Genomic DNA, 19,567 nt, shown 5'->3' with positions numbered 1-19,567 from the left:
TTATAATAGGCGCGGAGTCGGCCAGACAGCCGCTGTTCCCTCAAGGGGATGGAGGAAAGTCCGGGCTCCACAGGGCAGGGTGCCAGGTAACGCCTGGGGGGCGCGAGCCTACGGAAAGTGCCACAGAAAATATACCGCCCCGGTTCGTCCGGGGTAAGGGTGAAATGGTGCGGTAAGAGCGCACCGCGCTTGCGGTAACGCCAAGCGGCAGGGTAAACCCCATCCGGAGCAAGACCAAATAGGGGGGCATTGGGTTCGCCCAGACGTGCGGCCCGCACGGCTCCCGGGTAGGTCGCTCGAGGCGTGCGGTGACGTACGTCCCAGATGAATGGCTGTCCACGACAGAACCCGGCTTATCGGCCGACTCCTTTTTTTCTCCTAGTCGATCCGTCGAAGGATCGCATCCAAGGCGCGCGTGGAAAGCACGCGTTTCAATGTTGCGAACAGATAGGTCGGAAAAGTCACGCAATAACGGGCTTTCGGCCTTCTGCTTTCGAGCGCGTGGATCACGCGCTTCAGCACCGCTTCCGGCCCTTCGGTGAACGGGGCCGCTGCGCCCTTTTTCTCCAGCCTCGCTTCCATGGCCCGGTAGCGTTCCCGGTGCATGCTGGCTTCAGCGTCGATGTTGCGCTTGTACAGATCGTAGGCGTTGGCCCGGAATTCACTCAGGATCGGTCCGGGTTCGATCAGGCAGACATGGATGCCGCTGTCCGCCAGTTCCATCCGCAGCGTATCGGTGAGTCCTTCCAGCGCGAACTTGCTGGCGTTATAGGCCCCGCGCCAGGGCATGGCGGCAAAGCCCAGCACCGAGCTGTTCTGGAGGATACGTCCCTCGCCCTGGCGGCGCATGACCGGGATGACGAGGCGGGTCAGTTCGTGGGTGCCGAACAGGTTGGTTTCGAACTGGGCGCGCAGCGCCTCCCGGCTGAGGTCCTCCACCGCGCCGGGCTGGCCGAAAGCGCCGTTGTTGAACAGTCCGTAAAGCTTGCCGTCCGTCTTTCGCAGGACTTCTTCGAGCGCCGAGCGGATGGACGCGGAACACGCCAGGTCGAGCCGCACGGCTTCCAGCCCTTTCGATTGCAGCATCGCCACGTCTGCGGCCTTGCGGGCGCTGGCGAACACCCGGTAGCCGCGCGCCTTGAGGCCGAGAGCGGTGCACAGGCCGATGCCGGATGAGCAGCCGGTGATGAGGATGGCGCGGGAAGATCGGGAGCTGTCTTGCATAAAGTGGATTCTATCGCGTATCCGCCGCCGGAATGACGCCTTCCGCGTCTTGTAGGCGTGGGGGGTGTGGGCTAGACTCGGCCTGGATGGAACCTTTATCCGGAAGACCCATGAAGACCGCCGCCGCCGTGTTTTCGCCGATCGTCCTGCCGATTCTCCTCGCAGGCTGCGCCAAGGATGCATCTCCGCCGGAAGCGCCGCCCCTGGCGAACTACAAGCCCGACTATCGCCAGGGCATGTACACCTACAGCATGTACTGCTCGCGCTGCCACGATACGGGGGCGGGAGGGGCGCCGATGCTGGACGACGTCGACGAGTGGGAGTCCCGCGGCATCCTCTGGCCCTCTCTCATGCAGGACCATGTCCGCGATGGCTTTCTCCACATGCCGTCCATGGGGCAGGCCGGGTTGTCGGAGCAGAACATCGCGGATGCGATTTACTTCATGACGGTCAAGATCGAGGCCGGCAAGTAGGCGGCGGCGAGCCGCCCGGGAGCTGTGCGGCAGACCAGGGGGCCGAGAATGATGAAAAAACTCGAATGTCGGCCGGTGTTCCACGCCGGAGCGGGGCTGGGGCTGGCCTTGCTCGTCGGGCTGGTGTCGGGATGCGCTTCCAGTCCGGTTCCCGAATCGCTGCGCAAGCGGGCGGTCTTACAGCCGAGCAGTTTCGTCGAACTCAAGTCGCACGCCTCGCAGTATCGGGACCGAATGGTTATCCTGGGCGGTGACATCGTGCAGACCCGCCATCTCGGCAAAACCTCCGAAATCGAGGTCGTCCAGAAGTCGCTCGACAGCGCAGACCGGCCGGAGCGGAGCGACAGCTCCGGCGGCCGGTTTCTGGCCGAGTGCCCCTATTTCGTCGATCCGACCATTTACGAAAAAGACCGCGAACTGACGGTGGCCGGGAAAGTGCTCGGCGAACGCACCCAGAAGCTCGACGAGGCCGAATACGACTACCTGGTGGTCGGCTGCGATTACCTGCACCTGTGGCCCGAGCGGCAGCCCCCCGGCTATTACCCGTATCCCTACGCCTGGTACGGCTGGGGATGGCCGTATTACTACTACCCCTACTCGTTCTACTACCCGTACTATCCGGGGCCGATGCGCGCTCCGGTCAAGCGCCGGTGAGGATCACTCGCCGATGATCTTGACCAGGGCGCGCTTGCGGCGACGGCCATCGAACTCGCCGTAGAAAATCTGTTCCCAGGGGCCGAAATCGAGCCTGCCCTCGGTGATGGCGACTACCACTTCGCGTCCCATGACCTGCCGCTTCATGTGGGCGTCGGCGTTGTCCTCGCCGGTATCGTTGTGGCGGTACTGGCGGATCGGCTCGTGCGGCGCGAGCTTTTCCAGCCACTGGGTGTAGTCGTGGTGCAGGCCCGATTCGTCGTCGTTGATGAACACGCTGGCGGTGATGTGCATGGCGTTGACCAGCACCAGGCCTTCGCGCACCCCGCTTTCGCGCAGGCATTCTTCGACCTGCCGGGTGATGTTCACGAAGCCGACACGGTTCGGCACGTTGAACCAGAGTTCCTTGCGGTAGCTTTTCATGCGGTCTCCTCGAGGTTTTCGTCAAGAGCCGAATCTTAACCGTTTCCCCGCCGTGCAGGCGATATCATGCGGTTTTGGCCACCTCAAGGGGAGAGGACTCATGGAGCTGAAAAGCGTCTGTGTCTATTGCGGATCGAGCGCCGGCGAGCGGCCGGAATACTTCGACGAGGCCCACCGGTTCGGGCGGCTGCTGGCGGCGCGCGGCATCCGCCTGGTCTACGGCGGTGCCAGTGTGGGCCTCATGGGTGCGGTCGCCGACGCGGCGCTCGCCGCCGGCGGGGAGGTGGTCGGGGTGATTCCGCACGCGCTGGTCGCCAAGGAAATCGCCCATGCCGGACTGACGGACCTGGTGGTGACCGGATCCATGCACGAGCGCAAGGCCCGGATGGCGGAGCTGTCGGACGGCTTCGTCGCCCTGCCCGGCGGCATCGGCACTTTCGAGGAATTGTTCGAGGCCTGGACCTGGGCCCAGCTCGGCATACACCACAAGCCGTGCGCGCTGCTGAACGTCGCCGGCTACTACGATCGGCTGGTGGCGTTCCTGGAGCACGCGGCGGGTGAGGGCTTCATGCGGCGACTGCACCGCTCCATGCTGCTGGTCGCGCGGCAGCCGGAAGAGCTGCTCGAAGCCTTCGCGGCCTATCGTCCGCCCGAGGTCGAAACCTGGGTGCGGGCCGACGAGACCTGAAGGGCACTGTCCATTGGATCAGCGTATCGAATCATCAACAATTCGACTTTCCCCAACCGAGGAGCCGCCCGCATGAACACCCGAATCGTCCTGGCCGCCTGCGTACTGCTGACGGCGTCCGCCGTATTCGCCGGAGAACCTTCCGCCCCGGTCACGGGCAACAAACTCGATGCCGAACACGGCGGGAAGGTCTACCGCTCGGCCTGCGCCGGCTGCCACGACAAGGGAAAGGAAGGGGCGCCGAGGTTGGACCAGCCGGGGAGCTGGAAAAGCCGTTCGTTCGAATCCTTTTCCGTCATGGAGAACCACGCCCGCGGCGGATTTCTCAAGATGCCGCCGAAGGGCGGCAGACCGCTGCTTTCCGACCGCGACGTCGCCGATGCGGTGTTCTATATGACGCAGCGGCTCGAGGGCGGGAAAACGGCCATACCGGCCTCTATGGAGGAGGCGAACGCGCAGCGGCTGGATGAGGTGGCGAAGCGCGGCGCGCGGGTCATGCCCTTCGATCTGGACAAGACCACCCACGTTTTCAGCAAGACGGCGCAAGGCGGCGTCCAGCAGGTCGTGGCGAAGAAAGGGGCGGACGCCGAGCAGATCCGCCTGATCCGCCAGCATCTCGCCGAGATCGCCGGCAAGTTCGCCCACGGTGATTTTTCCGCGCCCGCGCGTATTCACGGCGAAGCCATGCCGGGCCTCGCCGAGCTGAAGCGTGCCGCTCCCGGAAGCCTCAAGGTCAAGTACAGCGTCCTGGAGCGCGGGGCGCAGATCGAATATTCGGCGGACGATCCCGCCCTGGTCGATGCCATCCACCGCTGGTTCGACGCCCAGTTGAGCGATCACGCCAGGCACGCGACCGAGGGCCACGGCGGGCATCACCCCCACTGAAACAGCCGCGCGATTCGATATGCCGCCACTTGGCGGACCGGGCTGTTCCTGGCGTAACGTCCCCGACTACGCCTTAGTAATCGACGTTCGGGTGCCAGGAAGTCCCGTTTGCCGCGCTCGGGGGCTCTCGCGGCAGTCGGGCGGCCTTTTCTTTGGTTACGCTGTTTTGCGGCTTTCCTGCCGCAAACCCTTCGGGCGCACTCCGTGCGACCCAGTTTGCTCCCGGCAAACTGGTCTTTGGCCGAGCAAAGACAAATTCGCCAGGAGCGAATTTGGACAGCTGAAAGCTGGCCCGAAGGGCAAAACCCATGGATGGGTTTTGCAGTGTAACCCGCCTTCGGGTGCGGAAACCCGATTCAAATCATCGTCGCGATAGCGACTCTTCGCTGATCTTCTTGCCCCTGCAAATCGCCACCGCTCATAAGGCAAAGAAATGGTAGGTCGTTACACTAGAAGCTGATGGTGATGCTCCCGCGTAGCATGCGGGGCTCCACCGGGTGGATGGTCTTGCCTTCCACGCCTTCCAGCGGCTGGTTCTGCAGGCGGTACTGGTAGTAATAGGCGATGTCGTTGGCCCTGGAATCGAAGATGTTGAAGAGGTCCAGCGTCAGCTTGATGTTCTCCTCCTGCCAGCCCAGGCCGAAGTTGACCAGGGTGGTGTCGCCCAGAAACACCGTTCCCGCCTCGTTGAGCGGCACGTTGCTGAAGTGGCGCAGCCTTAGGGTGGACCAGAAGCCGTAGGGCATCTGCACCGTGGCGCCGCTGGTGATGACGTTGCCGACCGAGTTGGGAATGCGGTTTTCGCCGCTGGGCAGATCCGTGTAGTACGACTTGGTGAAGGCCAGGTCGGCGTCCAGGGTCAGCCAGTCGGTCGGCTGGTAATAGTTGGCCCATTCCACGCCGTAGCGGTTGCCGGGGCCGGTCGGTTCGGTGGTGCCGGCATCGCCCGTGAACACGAGTTCGGAAGCGGTGTGCAGGAACCAGAAGGCCAGGGTGCTGTTGAGCCCCGGGATGTACTGGGTGCGCGCGCCGATCTCAGCGCCTTTGGAGCGTACCATCGGAGTCACGGCATGGGCCGGATCGCCGTTGTTGGGATTCACGCTCTCCACCGTGCCGCGGGCATCGTTGGAATGGAAGCCGTAGCCCAGGTTGACGAAGAACTCGGTGTCCGCCCAGGGCCCGAACACCACGCTGAGCTTGGGGCTGACCATGCTGGCGTTGCGGTTGCCCGAGTTCAGGGGTGTCAACTGGCTGTCCACGTTGAAGACGAAGATGTCGTTGCGCAGGCCGGCGATGGTCTTGAACTTCTCCATCCAGAAGGTTTCGTTCTTGAAGTACATGCCGATGCTGGTTTCGGACACGTTGTCGCGGCTGACGATGTTGAACACCTCGCGCCACTGGGTATTGGCCAGCTCCAGCCCGCCGATCTGGTCATGGCGGATCTGCAGGCCCACGCTGTTCTCCATGTTGGTGCCGAACAGGTTGTTGAACCAGGTCTGCGAGGCGGTGCCGCCGTAATACCACCGGTGCTCGCCTTGCAGGATCTGGTCGCCCCGCTGCGGATGCTCCAGAAAATAGGTGAAGTCCGAGTACAGGTCCAGGTCGTAGTAGGCGAGGTATAGGTTGACCTCGCTCTTGGACGATTCGCCCCGGCTCCAGAGGTTGGTGGACAGGCTGTAGCGGTTGGTGTTGCCGCCGTCGCTGCGGTTCATGGTGCCGTAGAGGTCGAGCTGATTCTCCAGCACCAGTGCTTCGGGAATCTGGTTGGTGGCGTACCAGCGCGAGTTGTAGCCTTTGGCGATCACCGACAGGCCCCAGTCCTCTTTGTCGATGGTGTAGCGCAGCATGCCGTTGAACTGGTTCAGATCCATCGGGCGCTGCCAGGGGCCGTCGTAGAAGTTGACCGACGCGGCATAGAGCAGATCGCCCGGTCCCAGCTCGTTGGAATTGGCCGCGACCGTGCGGTAGTAGTTGTATTCGCCGCCGGTGAAGTTGACGAAGCCCTGCGGCAGCCGATGCTTGGTGTGCATGTAGGCATAGCCGGCCGCGGAAAAATCGCCCATCTCCGCGTAATACGGTCCCTTGCCGTATTCCACCCGGTCCACCAGCTCCGGGATGATGCTGTTGAGGTCCATGTAGCCCTGGCCGTGGGCGTTGGTCGGCAGGTTCATGGGCACACCGTCGACCCAGGTGGCGAAATCGGTGCCGTGGTCCAGGTTGAAGCCGCGCAGGAAATACTGGTTGGCCTTGCCCGTGCCGCTGTGCTGCGTGGCCAGCATGCCGGGCACGACCTCGACCAGTTCGCCGACGCGCAGCAGGGGCCGGTACTTGAACTGGTTCTGGCCCACTACGCCTTGGGAGGCCGATTGCGTCAGGCCGATCAGGTCGGTTTCGCGCCCCACCACCTCCACCGTTTCGAGGCTGGCCGGCTCCTCGATGAGCTGTGGGTCATTCTCGTCGTCGTCTTTTTTCGATCTCGGTCTTGCCCTGGGTTTGGCTTTTCCCTTCGAGTCGGTCGGAGTCGCCGTCTGTGCCCGGGTTTCAGCTTCGCTGCTCTTCGAGTCAGCTTCGCTGCTCTTCGAGTCAGCTTCGCTGCTCTTCGAGTCGGCCGCTGTTTCCGATTCCGGCTGCGCTTCGGCGGGAGGTTGCGGCTGCGGATGGGCGAAACCGACGTCGGGACAAGTGGCGCCCAGCGTGCACAGGATCGCCCAGACCTTGCGGCTGTCCTGCAATGCGCTCCGGAAATACCGGACGTCCCCGCCTGCAGAGGATTCCGACGCGCGGTGCGGCGTGATGATTTTTCTTGCTTGCATGGTGTCTTGTCGTATCTGTCGACTTGTTCTTATCTCGGACGCATCCTGCGCGGAACGCGGGAAGTTCCGGTATCCCCCGGAGCAGGCGCGAAGAGTATGACGCGGCAGCCCGCCCCTTGATGAGTCGGCGGGGGCGGGACTTCGGAGTTACTTCTGCGGGGCAGTGCCGGGTTGCGCCGGCGTCTCTTCCTTCGACTTCATCCATTCCGGCTTCTTGGGCCCCGGGGTATTCCCGAACGGACCTTCCTTGCCGCAACCGGACAACAAGGCGGCTCCAAGGAGGATGATCGCGATTTTCCTGTAGGGTGTCATGGGTGACTCGGATCGGTAAGGAAATGGGGCGAGGCGTACGCCGCCTCGCCGCCTTTGGGGGCGAAGCGGCGCATGTCATCGGTTATTGGGATTTTTTAGAGCTTCCCTTCCTTCTTGTAGTAGTCGACTTCGTCGCCCACTTCTTTCACCACTTCTTCCAGCGGCGCTACCGTTTCCGCGACCTGACCGGCCTCGAGCGAGCCGATCACCGATTTCAACCGGCTGCTGGAAAGCTGCATGGGCATGGTGCTCTTTTCCTTGTAGGAATCGATTGCCAGTTTTCTCGCCTTTTTGGCGTTCTCCAGGCACAAATCCTTGTTGGATTGCTTTGCAGCCTCCAGTGCCGCCTTGCTGGCGTTGAGAACTTCGACGAGATTCGGCGGCGGGTCGGCATAGCGCCCGCCGGCGAAGCTGACGCCGGCTGCCAGTCCCAGGAATGAAGCGAGCAGGACGCGGCGAAGGCCATAATTGTTCATTCAAGACTCCTTACTGTATTTATTTGTGAGGGATTACGGATGCCGCCCGGTTTTCAGGTACCAGCCGGGCGCATGCTTTTGGTGGAGCGAATCTTCATGGGCGCGCAAAAAGGCCCGCCGCGAGCGGCGGGTATCGGAATGCGTCCATGTCCCTAGGATTTCTCCGCGTCAATCCGCCAGGCATGCGTCAAAAATCGCCACCTGGCGGCTGTGCTTCAAATCCCGAACCGGGCGCCCTAGGAGATTCAGCATATAAATAACAGCAAGACCCGTGCCCATATGGATGCGGCTTGACCGGAATATCGTGGAGTGAGTTTGGAGCTGCGGCAGGGATTATGGCTCGGCGATTTTCCATATAAGAATCATCCATTGAAATCAGTGTGATATGCCATGGCTGCCGGGATGGCGTTCTCCCGCATCGATAGGTGACGGAAAAATCGAAGAGAGCTCGATCACGAGTATTCGTGGCGATTCCTGCGCCCGGTTCGCCAGTCACCGACGTCCGGGTTCCGCCGACTGCGTTAAATCCCTCGATGGATATATCAAATCACATAGCCGTTCCGGGCCTGGAATCGTATCGTCCAGGACGTCCGTTCGCCTGCGCGACGCGGCACGAATGCTATGGAGAAATGACTGCGCGAAGGGGGCTTCCGTATCAGGGAGCGTAATCCGGAAACAGGATGGCTCAGAGCCTGTCGCCGGAAAAACGTAACAGCATCATCAGTCCGAGATAGGCCAGAGCCGTCAGCGCCGAGGAAATGGTCAGGCTGGTCCAGAAGCCCAGGCCGTGTTTCAGCAGCAAAGGCAGGAGAAGGAACAGGAGCAGCGAGGGCAGCACCAGCCAGAAAATGCGGGAGGAAAGTTCCGCGATCTGGCCCGGAGGCGCGCCGTCGCAATGCAGCCAGATGAAGGCAAGCAGGGAGGTGAGGGGGAGGGATGCGACCAGGGCCGCGAAAACGGTGCTGCGTTTTGCGATTTCGGTAATCGCCATCAGGGCCAGGAGCGATACCGCCAGCTTCACCGCGTAATACAGCATGGGCCTCTCATCGGCGCTGGAAGGATGTCTTCAGATTCTCGATGTTCTGTCTCATGACGGCAAGAAAACTCCCGGATTCCGGCCGGTTGGCGCAAGGGTCGAAAACCGCGCTGGCGATGCCCCTGGCACTCAGCTCCTCCGCGACCGCGGCGGCCGGCCGGCCCTCCCACAGCATGGTCTTCGCCGGGTGGCGGGCCAGGGTCTTGTCCAGCCCGGTCCATTCCGTTTCCGGCGGCATTTCGCCCGGCTCCCAGTGGACGCTTTTCAGATTCAGGCCGTAGCGGCGGGCGAGGTACTGGTAAACCGGATGCGATGCCATCAGGGGCAGGCCCGGTTTGGCGGCGGTGATCCGCTTGAGTTCGCCGTCCAGCGCGGCCAGGTCCGCATGCAGCGTCTTTAACCCGTCGAGGACGGCCGTCTTGAGTTCGGGCCGTTTGGTAATCAGCGCCTTGGCGACCGCCTCGGCCTGCTGCGCCGCCTGATCGAAGTCCAGCCAGGTGGTGAAGGCGGTGCCTTCGTGCGAATGCTGGCCGGCGGGGCCGTGGCTGTGTACCACCGCGCTCTCGATGCGGATGAAGCGGTCGCGGAAGCCGGCCGAGGTGTCCACCAGTTTCAGGCGGGGCAGGGCGACGTGCGCCAGCCATTTTTCGTAGTCCGCGCCGTTGAGCAGAATCAGGTCGGCCTTCTGCATGGCGCCGACCGCTTTCGCATCCGGCCGCCAGTAGGCCGGGTCGACGTCCGCCGGCGCCGGGAGGGTGACCGTGGCCCAAGGGCCCGCCAGCCGTTCGGCGAAGTAGGCCAGAGGATAGTTCGAGGCGACGATTCTGAGCTTGTGCTCGCCGACGGCGCTCGCGCCCCAGGCGGAGGCGGCGGCGAGCAGGACGAGGACGAAGGAAAGGATCCGGAATGTCGGCATGGCGGTTTTCAACTCAGGATGAAATGGCGGGCAAGATCGGAGGCATAGGGGGCGGCGGCGGCCAGCACGGCGGCGCAGACCGCGCCCGCGAACAGCGCGATGAGCAGAATCTCCGCGAACAGCAGGCGCAGCACGGCGAGCCGGGCGCAGCCGAGCAGGTAGATCGTTTCGATTTCCCGTTGCCGGAGGCGCAGTGACAGCGCGAACACCAGGGCGACGAGCAGGAAGGCGATGGCGCCCACCAGCAGCAGGATGCCGTCGAACAGCGCACCCACACGGAAGATGTTCTGCAGCAGGCCGCGGGTCACATCCAGCGGGCGGACGATCTCGGTCTCCGATTTTTCATCCAGGTAGCGCCCCCGCAGTAGGGTCGCCGACCGGACGTCGTGAGGCAGGGCGATCACGGCGCTGATCGGGTAGGTGGCCGGATCGCCGTGGAAGTGGAACGAACCCAGGTTCTCGGGGGTGATCTCGGTGTAGGTCAGGAGGCCCGCATCGGCACGGCGGACGGTCGCGGGGCCGAAAGGGGAATCGGGTTGGGCGGCGGCCATCTGGGTTTCCGCATGGCCGTGGCCGAGGCCGTCGATGACCCAGGCGGTCTGGAGATCGACGAAGACGACATGGTCGTCCGGCGAACGCGCCTTCGCCAGCACGCCGGTGACATGAAGTTTGAGCGGATAGGTGCCGGCGAGGTCGAAGGCGTTTTCCGAAGTGGATGCCAGGGTGTCGCCCGGTCCGAGCCCGAGGCGCTCGGCGGCGTCGGCGCCGAGGACGCAGTCTCCCAGAATCGCGGGCAGTTCGCCCTGCGCCGGTACGAGTCCCCGGAAGTCGAAGTAGTCCAGGGTGACGCCGACCAGCGGCTGGCCCTGCACGCGGTAGCGGGCATAGAGGGGCAGCGGGTCGGCCCAGCCGGTGGCGGCGATGCGGTCGGCCTCCTGCATGCGGATGGCCGGCACGCCGGCCTCGCTGAAATACAGCGCGCCGAGCGTGAGGTCCACCGAGCTGCCGCGGGCGCCGACCAGCAGCGGCGTGGCCTCGGCGCGGCGGGTCATCCAGTATTCGCCCGCGTCCAGGACCCGGTGCAGGCCCAACGGAAGTGCGGCGATCAGGCTCAGGCACAGCACCAGGATCAGCGTCCGCGTCCGGTGGTGGCGCAGGTAGCGCCAGGCCAGGTAGAAATCGTGCCTCATTATTCTGCTTGCTGGACCTGGGGTTGGCGGATGTCGATGACGCGGTCGAACAGCGGCAGCAGTTCGTGGTCGTGGGTGACGGCCAGCAGGGTGGCCCGCTTGCGCTCCGCGGCCCGGATCAGCAGTTCGATGATCCTGAGCTTGTTGGCCGGATCGAGGTTGCCGGTCGCCTCGTCGGCCAGCACCAGGCCCGGCTCGGTCAGCAGCGCACGGCAAACCGCCGTCCTTTGCCGCTCGCCCTGGGACAGCTCCCGCGCCAGCGCGGCGAGCTTGTCCGCCAGGCCGGTCTGTTCCGCCAGCTCGCGGGCTCTGTCCCGCACCCGCCGGTCCAGCTTCAGCACCCGGTTGATCCGGTAGGGATGCACGATGTTGTCGAACACGCTGAGGTAGTCGAGCAGTTCGAGTTCCTGAAACACGAAGCCGACGCGGGAAATCCGGAAATTCCGCCGCGCGCCGTCATCCAGTGCACTGACGGTGACGCCGTCCACGCGGACGGTCCCGGTGTCTGGAGCCAGAATGCCGGCGATGAGTTTCAGCAGGGTGGTTTTCCCCGCCCCGCTGGGTCCGATGATGGCGACCCTGGCGCCGCGTTCGATGCGCAAGGCGGGCAAGGCGACGCCAAAGCCGCTGCCGGGATAGCGGAAACTCAGGTTTTCGATGTCGATCATGAACGGGCGGAGGGTGCCGAGGGGCGACCTTCGAGAAGGTCCATCGCGGTGATTTTCCAGGTGCCGTCTTCGGCGATGTTCAGCACCATGCGGGCGGCATACAGCGTGTGGCGGTCATGGGAATGGCCCCAGTGGGAGACCGTGCCGTGGGCGATCCACCGCCCCGTCACCTCGAAGCGGGAAGGCCCGAGCTTCCGGGTGGCGAGTCCGTCTCCCAGCACTTCGATGCGGCTGACCCGCCCTTCGCCGCCCAGTCCCTGATTGCGGGCCAGGACCGCCCGCCGCTGGCGGAGATAGACGTCTTCCAGCAGCGGGCCGTCCAGGCTCATCGCCAGGCGGTCGTAGCTCGCTTCTTCGCTACGCAGGGCATAGGCGCGGTAGACGTTGTGCAGCAGGGCTTCCAAACGGGTCTGGACTTGCGGGCGCGGGAAAGCCTCGGTCCTGGCTGCCGGCTGTCCGATCAGGCCAAGGGTCTGCGGAAACAGCATCGCGGCGGCGGCGGCCAAGCCGGTACCGGCCAGGACAGGATGCTTGCGCCGGGCGAGCCATGCCGCGGCCAGGAAGGCCACGGCCGCGGCCTGGAGGGGGATGGCCGGTAGGCTGCGCTCGTCATCGGCGGCCAGCGCCGTTGCCGGTTGTTCGACTTCGGGCGTCAGCCCCAAGGCTTCTTCCGACGACCAGCGGAACAGCGGATCGCGCGGGGTGGCCTCGAATTCGAAGGATTCCTTGCCGAAAAACAGCGTCACGGGCCGCCGCTCGAGGCCGGGGTCGAACAGTTCCCATTGCAGGTCGACCGTTTCGGCGGGCGCTTCGGTGAGGTAGACCAGGATTGCGCCGACCAGCGCCGAGGCGGGGTAGAGAGGCTCGGAGTCGCCGGCTTTCCGCATGCCCTGGCGGCCGAAGCACAGGAATTCCACCCGGTCGATCTGGGGTTCCACGGCGGCGCCGTTGATCCGGACCGGGTTGCGCGTCCGCAGGAAATCGCCAGCCCCCTGCTTTAAGAATTCGCGTTCGCTTGCGCTGAGATTTTGCGGGTCCTTGGGTTTGAAGCGCAGATACGGCGCCAGGTCGTCGAGCCGCAGCAGCACTTCGTGCCGGACCTCGTAGGGTTCGACGTAGAGGAAGGAACGGGGGGCGCTGTGGCGCCTGATGCGGCCGGGAGCGTCGAAGCGCGAGCGCCAGGGGTCGTTCCAGTCCAGCGTCAGCCGGGCGGGCGCCTCGAGCGCGCCGAGGTCGGCCAGGGGCACGCCGCGGTGGCTGACCACGACGCCGAGCTTCTGGCCGGGCTGCGGCGCGGGGACCAGGGTCAGGGTGTCGGGTTTCCCGCCGACGTCGAAATGCACCCTGGCTTCGAAATAGGGGGCATCCGCCTTGCCCTGGACGGCGCCGGCTCCGTTGAATGATTCCATCCTGCCTTCGACGATGTGCCCGTTCTCGTCCTTCAGCCGCAGCAGTCCGGGGACGAGCGAGCCGCCACCGGTTTCGGCCGGATTCGTGAACACGCTTTCCTTGATGCGGATGTCCATGTCGACCGCGCCCGGCTCGATCGAAATTTCCGCCACCGCGCCGTATTGGGCGAACCCTGCCCAATCCGCGAACGCGGTCCTTTCGGCTGCCAGAGCAAGCAACAGACACAGCGCGTAGCCTTGACGGGTGCGGCGATGGTCCATCATCGGAGGGACTGGGTTCAGATCGGGAAGCGGCGCGGCGCTTTCTCAGTGCCGGCGGCAACGGCGTTGGTGGGCCGGCGCAGGCCGAGATTGCGGTAGGCGACATAGCAGAGCGTGGCGAGCACGATGCCGCCGATCAGCGCCGCCAGCGCGCCGGGCCAGCGGTTGGGCTGGGCGGGAGAGGGGATGCCGACGCTGAAGGGAACCCGCAGGCGGTCGTCCTCGGTCACGACCCCGTCGCCGATGACGGCGATCAGCGCATAGTGCCCCGGCTGGGTGATGTTGGCGTAGGTTTCCACCGTGCCATTCTTGTAGATTTTGGCCGGCACTTCCGCCAGCGTGCTTTTCTCCTTCGGCAGTTGGCCGCCTTCACCCAGGTCTTCCTCGACCACCCGCAGGGCGACCGGGGCGTTTCGTACGTCCCGGTCCAGCAGGTCGATGCTCAGATAGGTCTTACCGGTGCCCGGAATCTCCTGACAGTATTTCGTGAATTCATGTCTTTCGTTCTCGTAGCGGCCTTCCTGCATGGCGGTGAAATGCACGGCGTAGAAGTCGTTGGCCACCAGGCAGTTCATCGAAGCGCCCTGGTACATCTGCCGGCCATTGCTGGTGTCGCGGGGGGCGCCCGCGCCGAAGGCCGCTCCGGCGGTCAGGGACAGGCCGATCAGGACCGCGGCGGCGCGGCAGAGAAATGCGGAACGATGCGTCATGGGAGCGGTCCTCCTTCAGCGGTTCTGGACTTGAAAGAAATATTTGCCGCTGACCACATGGCCATCGGCGGAGAGCACCCGGTAGCGAACCATGTAGCGGCCGGGGTTGAGCTTGGAAACCGAGGTCCGCAGCTTGGAGCGGTCGGTGAAATCGAGCCTGGCGTCGTGGTTGTCGACGCGCTTGCCTTCGCCGTCGACCACGGCCAGGGCGAGGAAGTCGTTGCCCACGCCTTCGTTGAAGGTCAAAAGGACCTCCTCGGGCACGTCGGTGACCGTGGCGTCCCGGTCCGGTATCGCCTTGACCAGGATGGCGTGGGCCAGATGGACGGGCGTGTCCACCGTCCGGGCAAGGAAAGGATTGGCGGCGGCCAGCGCGCCGTCTTCCGCGGCGTTCGCGGCTCCCGCCGCGTCGGCCAAGGCCAGGCCGGCGAGGATCGCGGCCAGGGATGGGATGGGTTTTCTCATGAATCTCGTCGTGTTTTGGTTTCGGTTTTCGGGGCCGCGACGGCCCAGGTTTTCCGCCCATCGGGGCGGGTTTCGGTCCAGAACACCCGGAATCCGAAAGGCGTGGCCAGGATTCTCGGGTGCCGGGCCTTGGCGGGCTCGGCGCTGAGGAGAGTGGGCTCCGACCAGTGAACGCCGTCGTCGCCGGACTGCATGAGCTGGACGGCGGTGCCGGCCGCCGTGCTGCGGGTGAAGGCGATGGCCAGCGTTCCCTGGTCGAGTGCCGCGATGTCGCCGTCGCGGCTTTGGCCGTCGCCGACTTTCCGGGGTGCGGACCAGTTCCTGCCGGCGTCCGCCGACTTCAGATAGAACAGGCCGGCCGAGTCTTCCTTGCCCGTCCAGACCACGCTGTGCAGCGTCGCCCGGCCGTTCCCGGCCTTGCTGCCGGCCAGTCCGCCGCCGCAGTGGGGGCAGCCGGTGAAATGCCAGCCGAAGGCGCCGACCGGCCCGGCGGGCCGCCAGCCTCCGGCTTGGCCAGGGCGCAGGAAAAGCTTCATGTCGCGCGGATCGGCGTCGCGGTACAGCACGGACAGCGTGCCGTCCGGCAGAACCGCGAGCCGGCTCCAGCAGCAGGTGCAGACCGCCGGGTCCAGGGTGGCTTCGGGGCTCCAGTGCAATCCGCCGTCTTTCGAACTGGCGTAGCGCAGCCCCTGGGTATCCCCGGTTTCCTCGCGGTCGTCCAGCCAAGCCAGATGGAACGCTCCGTCCGGATCGGCCACCAGGGACAGGTAGGCCTGGTTTTTCAGGGTGTCTCCGGTCGCGGGATTGCCGCCCCGCGTCCAGGTCTTGCCGCCGTCGCGCGAGCCGACGATGTGCATCGGGCCGGTGCCCGGCAGTTCCCCTTGCGTCTGCCAGGCGGCCACGATGTCTTTCCCCTTGACGGCGAGCCGCGCGTCGTTGCCAGGCCGGGCGATGACCGGCGGGTCGTCCGGGCGGTTCAGGAAATTCGGCGGCGTCCAGGTTTGCCCGCCGTCCTCCGAATGCACGTGGACCACGCGGGAGCGGCCGCCGTCCGCCGGCTTCTCCACCAGCAGGGCGTGGATGGACCGGCCGTCGACCGCGACATCCAGGCCTTGAATCTCGTTCAGTCCGGCGATGATGGGGTAGGTCACGGCATACGGGGCGTCCGGCTGCTGCGCGTATGAAGTGGGCTCGAAAAGGAACCCGGCCCACGCCGCCGCGAGGGCGATGAAGGGCCGGGTCGTTGAAGAGGACGTGCGCATATCGGAGCTTGAAGATGAAGCCTGCCGGTCTTTGGAAATCGGTGTCTCCGAGCCGGTGCCCCTGACTGCCTGGCGGTCTTCACGTCCGCGGGAAAGAGGGCACCGCTACGGTTGTTGACTCTTCAAGCATCTCGCGTGCCAAACACTTTTGTTTTTATTAACAAGGTGTTGGGTGGCTCTGATGGCGGTGGTGGTAAGTGAAATCACCAAGCGGCTGAGGTAAATGCCTTGTTGGCCAGAGAGAGGGGAGGGCAAGAAAAGGCAACCGGTGCCCCTGGGGTGCCGGTTGCCGAGCGTCGATGAGGGAGATTGCGGTTTTCAGGAACGCATGGCGCGTTCTGCGAGGGGGGAGCTTAGATCAGGGTTGCGCTCGGATTGAACGCAAAGAAGCCCAGAGCCAGATAGCAAGTGACCGCCAGGCCTACGTGGGCCACCAGCACGGCGCGCGGTACCCGTTTGCCTTTCTTGGCGGTCAGCCCCATCAGGAGCCCTAAGCCGATGATCACGACGGCCATGCCGATGTTGAGGTAAAGGCGGGTGTCGCCTGCCAGGGCGGCCACGATGACGAGAGCGGAACCGACCAGCGAGGCCACGCCGTGCACGATGGGATAGGCGGGGCCCACGGGGCGGCCGGCCCAGACGTCGCAGATCATGGCCAGCCCCATCAGGGCGACGAGTGTGAATACAGCGAGAGCACCTACGAGCATGATGAATACCTCCGATTTCGTGTGTGATTAGGGAAAATGCTCCTGGGAGCATGAAAACATTATGCCAACATCATTGCCGGGGTATGAAAGCTTTGGTGCGTGCATGGAGTAAATGCTGAATCAACGCGATGGCTGTATGACTTTCCCGCCGGCTGCGGCGTATGCCGCAATGAGCGGGGCAATAGCCTGAACGCCGGGGTGGACCGCCGGCCGGTTGACGGGACGGGGTCTGATCGAATACTGTTCATAAAAACAGTATTCGTATGCCGAGCATGAAGCCCCTGACTGTCCGCCAGCGCGAAATCCTGGACTGCATCCGCCGCAGCGTGGAAGACGAAGGTTTCCCCCCCACCATCGCCGAGATCGCCCGCGCCATCGGGGTCAATTCGCCCCACGGGGTGCGCGAGCAGTTGCGCGCGCTGGAGCGCAAGGGCGTGATCGAGCTGATCCCTTCCGCCTCGCGCGGCATCCGCCTGCTCGCCAAGGCCGAGGAGCCCGGCTTGCCCCTGATCGGCAAGGTCGCGGCGGGACGGCCGCTGATGACCGAGGCCCAGGTCGAGCGCCACTGCCGGCTGGGGCCGGAGCTGTTCGAGCACAAGGGCGATTATCTGCTGCGGGTCCAGGGCATGAGCATGCGCGACGCCGGCATCATCGACGGCGACCTGCTGGTGGTGCAGCAGGCGCAGGAAGCCCGCTCCGGCCAGATCGTGGTGGCGCGCCTCCACGACGAGGTGACCGTGAAGCGCCTGCGGCTGGAAGGCGCCGTGGGCTATCTGGAGCCCGCCAATCCCGAGTTTTCCGTCATCGCCGTCGATCTGGAACGCCAGCCGCTTTGCATCGAGGGCATCGTGGTCGGCGTGATCCGCACCCGGGTGGACTGATGGCCGGGAAGGCGGAGGCACTGGCCGAGCTGCTGGACCGCGACCCGCGGGTCTGGCGCGGGCGCCGGCCGGCAGCCTGGCGGGCGCCGGTCATCCCCAGCGGTCATGCGGCGCTGGATGCGGCACTGCCGGGCGGCGGCTGGCCGGCGGGTGCCCTGACCGAGATCGTCGCGCCGCTCCAGGGCATCGGCGAACTGCGGCTGCTGCTGCCGCTGATGCGGCGCATCGCCGGGGACGGCCGCCGGCTGGTGTGGGTCGCGCCGCCGTTCGAGCCTTATGCGCCGGCGCTGGTCCAGGCCGGGGTCGAGATCGGGCGGATGCTGGTGGTGTCGGTCGCGGACCGCAGGCGAGATTTGGGCTGGGCGCTGGAACTGCTGCTGCGCCATCCCGAGACCGGTCTGGTGCTGGCCTGGCCCCGGACGCTGCCGCCATCCGCCTGGCGCCGTCTGCAGTTGGCGGCGGCGGAAAGCGGCGCGCTCGGCATGCTGTTCTCCGACGGCGCTGCCGGCGGCACGGCGGCGGCACTGCGTCTGAGCCTCGAGGTCTGCGAAGCCGGGCTGGAACTGCGGATACTCAAGGCCCGCGGCGGCTTCGGCGGGGCGCGTGTCCGCTTGATGCTGTGAGGGCGCCATGGCCCTGGCGCGCGCTTATCATTTCCCCTCTCTCCCGGCGGAACCACCATGCGAGGCCCCCGCGGCCGAGGCCGCGCCGCTCTGGCTGGCGCTGCATTTCCCCGCGCTTGCGTTGGAGGCTTTGGGGGTCGCGGCGCCCGAACCGCTCGCCGTCACCGAAGCCGGTGGCGGCCGGCTCCGGGTTCACAGTGCTTCGGCGGCAGCCGAAGCGCAAGGTGTCGCCCCCGGCATGGCCTTGGCCGAAGCCCAGGCGCTCTGTCCCGGGCTGACGCCAGTGAACCGTGACCCGGAGGCCGAGCAGCGTACCCTTTCCCGGCTGGCGGAACGCTGCCTGCGATTCACCCCCTGGATCAGCCTGGACTTCCCGGCTACCCTGCAATTGGAGGTACGCGGCAGCCTGCGGCTGTTCGGCGGGCCGGAGGCGCTGGCCGAAAAAGCGTGCCAAACCAGCGCGGCGGAGGGCCACGCGGTGCAATGCGGTCTGGCACCGACGCCCGCGGCGGCTTGGCTGCTGGCGCGGGCAGGGTTCCCGGCGCCGGTGCTCGAGGCCGGGGCGTTGCGTTCCGCGCTGGGCGACCTGCCCGTCGCCGCGCTGGGCATCGACGATAAGCTCACCGGCCGCCTGGCCCGTGCCGGACTGCGGGTGCTGCGCGATCTCTGGCGCATGCCGCGGGATGGCCTGGCGCGCCGCTACGGCCGCGATCTGCTGCGGCGGCTGGACGAGGCCGCGGGCAGCCGGCCGCAGCCGCTGCGGCAGTTCCATGCCCCACCCCGGTTCCGCGCCGAGCGCGAACTGGCGATGGAAACCGAAGACCTGACCCAGGTTTTCCCGCTGGTCGAAGCCCTGCTGGCGGAATTCGAGGCTTTCCTGAGGAGCCGCGATGCCGTCGCCGCCGGGCTGGAACTCGAACTGCGGCATGCCCGCGCCGCGCCGATGCGGGTTTGCTTAAGGCCACGCCGGGCGGGACGGGAGGCCCGGCAATTCGCAGCCCTGCTGCGCGAGCGGCTGGACCGGCTGGCGCTGGCCGCCCCCGTTCGTGGCTTGCTGCTGCGAAGCGCCGGCCTCCAGCCGTTCACGCTGCCGATGGTGGATCTGTTCGCGCCCGAGGCGGCCAGCGGGGAGGCTTGGGACGAACTGCTCGACCGCCTCCAGGCCAGGCTGGGACCGCAGGCCTTGCGCCAGCCCGTGCTCCGCGCCGATCACCGGCCGGAGCGGACGGAATCCGGCGACGCGCCCCGCAGCGGCGAGGCGGCGCGATCGCCCCGGCCGCTGTGGCTGCTGCCTCGGCCTCGGCTTTTATCCAAGCGGGACATCCGCATCCTGCCCGAGTGCGAGCGGATCGAAACCGGCTGGTGGGACGGCGGGCCGGTGCGGCGCGATTATCACGTGGCGGTCGACGAGGCCGGGGCGCGGCTGTGGGTCTACCGCGACGCCGGCACGGCGGGTCCCTGGCATTTGCACGGCCTGTTCGGCTGAGTCCG

The 19,567-nt window shown here is 65.7% G+C and carries 20 protein-coding genes and 1 other RNA gene; 8 read left to right on the top strand and 13 right to left on the bottom strand.

Translation table 11 applies throughout. The annotated features are described in order from the left end of the window. Positions 1 to 13: 13 nt before the first annotated feature. Positions 14 to 372, top strand: an RNA gene (gene rnpB / locus ABZN20_RS05100) — RNase P RNA component class A. 6 nt (positions 373 to 378) lie between these two features. Here rnpB and ABZN20_RS05095 read toward each other — a convergent pair. Next, on the bottom strand, positions 379 to 1,224 hold the full coding sequence (locus ABZN20_RS05095; RefSeq protein ID WP_367026969.1) for an SDR family oxidoreductase: 846 nt from the start codon (positions 1,222 to 1,224) through the stop codon (positions 379 to 381). Between the two features lie 110 nt (positions 1,225 to 1,334). Between ABZN20_RS05095 and ABZN20_RS05090 the strand changes: the two genes are divergently transcribed. Together ABZN20_RS05090 and ABZN20_RS05085 are read left to right on the top strand one after the other, a co-directional pair. Further along, the gene (locus ABZN20_RS05090; protein ID WP_255556420.1) at positions 1,335 to 1,697 is read left to right on the top strand and encodes a c-type cytochrome; all 363 of its coding nucleotides are present in this window, start codon (positions 1,335 to 1,337) and stop codon (positions 1,695 to 1,697) included. Positions 1,698 to 1,745: 48 nt separating this feature from the next. Then, the gene (locus ABZN20_RS05085) at positions 1,746 to 2,351 is read left to right on the top strand and encodes a Slp family lipoprotein (RefSeq protein ID WP_218806663.1); all 606 of its coding nucleotides are present in this window, start codon (positions 1,746 to 1,748) and stop codon (positions 2,349 to 2,351) included. A gap of 3 nt (positions 2,352 to 2,354) precedes the next feature. On the opposite strand, the gene ABZN20_RS05080 is transcribed toward ABZN20_RS05085, so the two are convergent. After that, positions 2,355 to 2,774, bottom strand: coding sequence for a secondary thiamine-phosphate synthase enzyme YjbQ (locus tag ABZN20_RS05080; protein WP_218806664.1), 420 nt, complete (start codon positions 2,772 to 2,774; stop codon positions 2,355 to 2,357). Positions 2,775 to 2,874: 100 nt separating this feature from the next. On the opposite strand from ABZN20_RS05080, the gene ABZN20_RS05075 reads away from it, so the two are divergent. Further along, positions 2,875 to 3,462 (top strand): TIGR00730 family Rossman fold protein, encoded by a 588-nt coding sequence (locus tag ABZN20_RS05075; RefSeq protein ID WP_218806665.1) that lies wholly within the window; start codon positions 2,875 to 2,877, stop codon positions 3,460 to 3,462. A 72-nt stretch (positions 3,463 to 3,534) separates the two neighbouring features. Beyond that, positions 3,535 to 4,347, top strand: coding sequence for a c-type cytochrome (locus ABZN20_RS05070; protein ID WP_218806666.1), 813 nt, complete (start codon positions 3,535 to 3,537; stop codon positions 4,345 to 4,347). Between the two features lie 449 nt (positions 4,348 to 4,796). Here ABZN20_RS05070 and ABZN20_RS05065 read toward each other — a convergent pair whose 3' ends face one another. The 11 genes from ABZN20_RS05065 to ABZN20_RS05015 form a co-directional block, all read right to left on the bottom strand. Further along, entirely contained in the window at positions 4,797 to 7,160 is a 2,364-nt protein-coding gene (locus tag ABZN20_RS05065) for a TonB-dependent receptor (RefSeq protein WP_367026968.1), read from the bottom strand. Between the two features lie 407 nt (positions 7,161 to 7,567). Further along, positions 7,568 to 7,948, bottom strand: a complete 381-nt coding sequence (locus tag ABZN20_RS05060; RefSeq protein ID WP_218806667.1) for a hypothetical protein — start codon at positions 7,946 to 7,948, stop codon at positions 7,568 to 7,570. A gap of 685 nt (positions 7,949 to 8,633) precedes the next feature. After that, positions 8,634 to 8,984, bottom strand: a complete 351-nt coding sequence (locus tag ABZN20_RS05055; protein ID WP_367026967.1) for a DUF3147 family protein — start codon at positions 8,982 to 8,984, stop codon at positions 8,634 to 8,636. 7 nt (positions 8,985 to 8,991) lie between these two features. Next, positions 8,992 to 9,900: a metal ABC transporter substrate-binding protein gene (locus ABZN20_RS05050; protein ID WP_367026966.1), complete on the bottom strand. Its 909-nt coding sequence runs from the start codon at positions 9,898 to 9,900 to the stop codon at positions 8,992 to 8,994. A gap of 8 nt (positions 9,901 to 9,908) precedes the next feature. Then, positions 9,909 to 11,090 (bottom strand): ABC transporter permease, encoded by a 1,182-nt coding sequence (locus ABZN20_RS05045; RefSeq protein ID WP_367026965.1) that lies wholly within the window; start codon positions 11,088 to 11,090, stop codon positions 9,909 to 9,911. Then, positions 11,090 to 11,758, bottom strand: coding sequence for an ABC transporter ATP-binding protein (locus ABZN20_RS05040; protein ID WP_367026964.1), 669 nt, complete (start codon positions 11,756 to 11,758; stop codon positions 11,090 to 11,092). Before ABZN20_RS05040 ends, ABZN20_RS05045 begins: the two co-directional genes overlap by 1 nt. Then, positions 11,755 to 13,431, bottom strand: a complete 1,677-nt coding sequence (locus ABZN20_RS05035; protein ID WP_367026963.1) for a hypothetical protein — start codon at positions 13,429 to 13,431, stop codon at positions 11,755 to 11,757. The genes ABZN20_RS05040 and ABZN20_RS05035 overlap by 4 nt, the downstream gene beginning before the upstream one ends. Positions 13,432 to 13,445: 14 nt before the next feature. Beyond that, positions 13,446 to 14,138, bottom strand: coding sequence for a hypothetical protein (locus ABZN20_RS05030; protein ID WP_367026962.1), 693 nt, complete (start codon positions 14,136 to 14,138; stop codon positions 13,446 to 13,448). 15 nt (positions 14,139 to 14,153) lie between these two features. After that, the gene (locus ABZN20_RS05025; RefSeq protein ID WP_367026961.1) at positions 14,154 to 14,603 is read right to left on the bottom strand and encodes a copper resistance CopC family protein; all 450 of its coding nucleotides are present in this window, start codon (positions 14,601 to 14,603) and stop codon (positions 14,154 to 14,156) included. Further along, positions 14,600 to 15,754, bottom strand: a complete 1,155-nt coding sequence (locus ABZN20_RS05020) for a sialidase family protein (protein ID WP_255556430.1) — start codon at positions 15,752 to 15,754, stop codon at positions 14,600 to 14,602. Before ABZN20_RS05020 ends, ABZN20_RS05025 begins: the two co-directional genes overlap by 4 nt. A 464-nt stretch (positions 15,755 to 16,218) precedes the next feature. Further along, the gene (locus tag ABZN20_RS05015; protein WP_367026960.1) at positions 16,219 to 16,572 is read right to left on the bottom strand and encodes a hypothetical protein; all 354 of its coding nucleotides are present in this window, start codon (positions 16,570 to 16,572) and stop codon (positions 16,219 to 16,221) included. A 272-nt stretch (positions 16,573 to 16,844) separates the two neighbouring features. Here ABZN20_RS05015 and lexA point away from each other — a divergent pair, with 272 nt between their 5' ends. Genes lexA through ABZN20_RS05000 form a run of 3 tightly spaced genes read left to right on the top strand, consistent with a single transcriptional unit; the run spans position 16,845 to position 19,562 of the window. Next, positions 16,845 to 17,453 (top strand): transcriptional repressor LexA, encoded by a 609-nt coding sequence (lexA, locus tag ABZN20_RS05010; RefSeq protein WP_367026959.1) that lies wholly within the window; start codon positions 16,845 to 16,847, stop codon positions 17,451 to 17,453. After that, the gene (gene imuA, locus ABZN20_RS05005) at positions 17,453 to 18,076 is read left to right on the top strand and encodes a translesion DNA synthesis-associated protein ImuA (RefSeq protein ID WP_367026958.1); all 624 of its coding nucleotides are present in this window, start codon (positions 17,453 to 17,455) and stop codon (positions 18,074 to 18,076) included. Before lexA ends, imuA begins: the two co-directional genes overlap by 1 nt. A gap of 7 nt (positions 18,077 to 18,083) precedes the next feature. After that, on the top strand, positions 18,084 to 19,562 hold the full coding sequence (locus tag ABZN20_RS05000) for a Y-family DNA polymerase (protein ID WP_367026957.1): 1,479 nt from the start codon (positions 18,084 to 18,086) through the stop codon (positions 19,560 to 19,562). Positions 19,563 to 19,567 lie beyond the last annotated feature (5 nt).

The organism is Methylococcus sp. ANG (genome assembly GCF_040730495.1).
In the GTDB taxonomy this organism is placed as follows: domain Bacteria; phylum Pseudomonadota; class Gammaproteobacteria; order Methylococcales; family Methylococcaceae; genus Methylococcus.
This window is presented reverse-complemented; position numbering and strand designations above follow the sequence as displayed.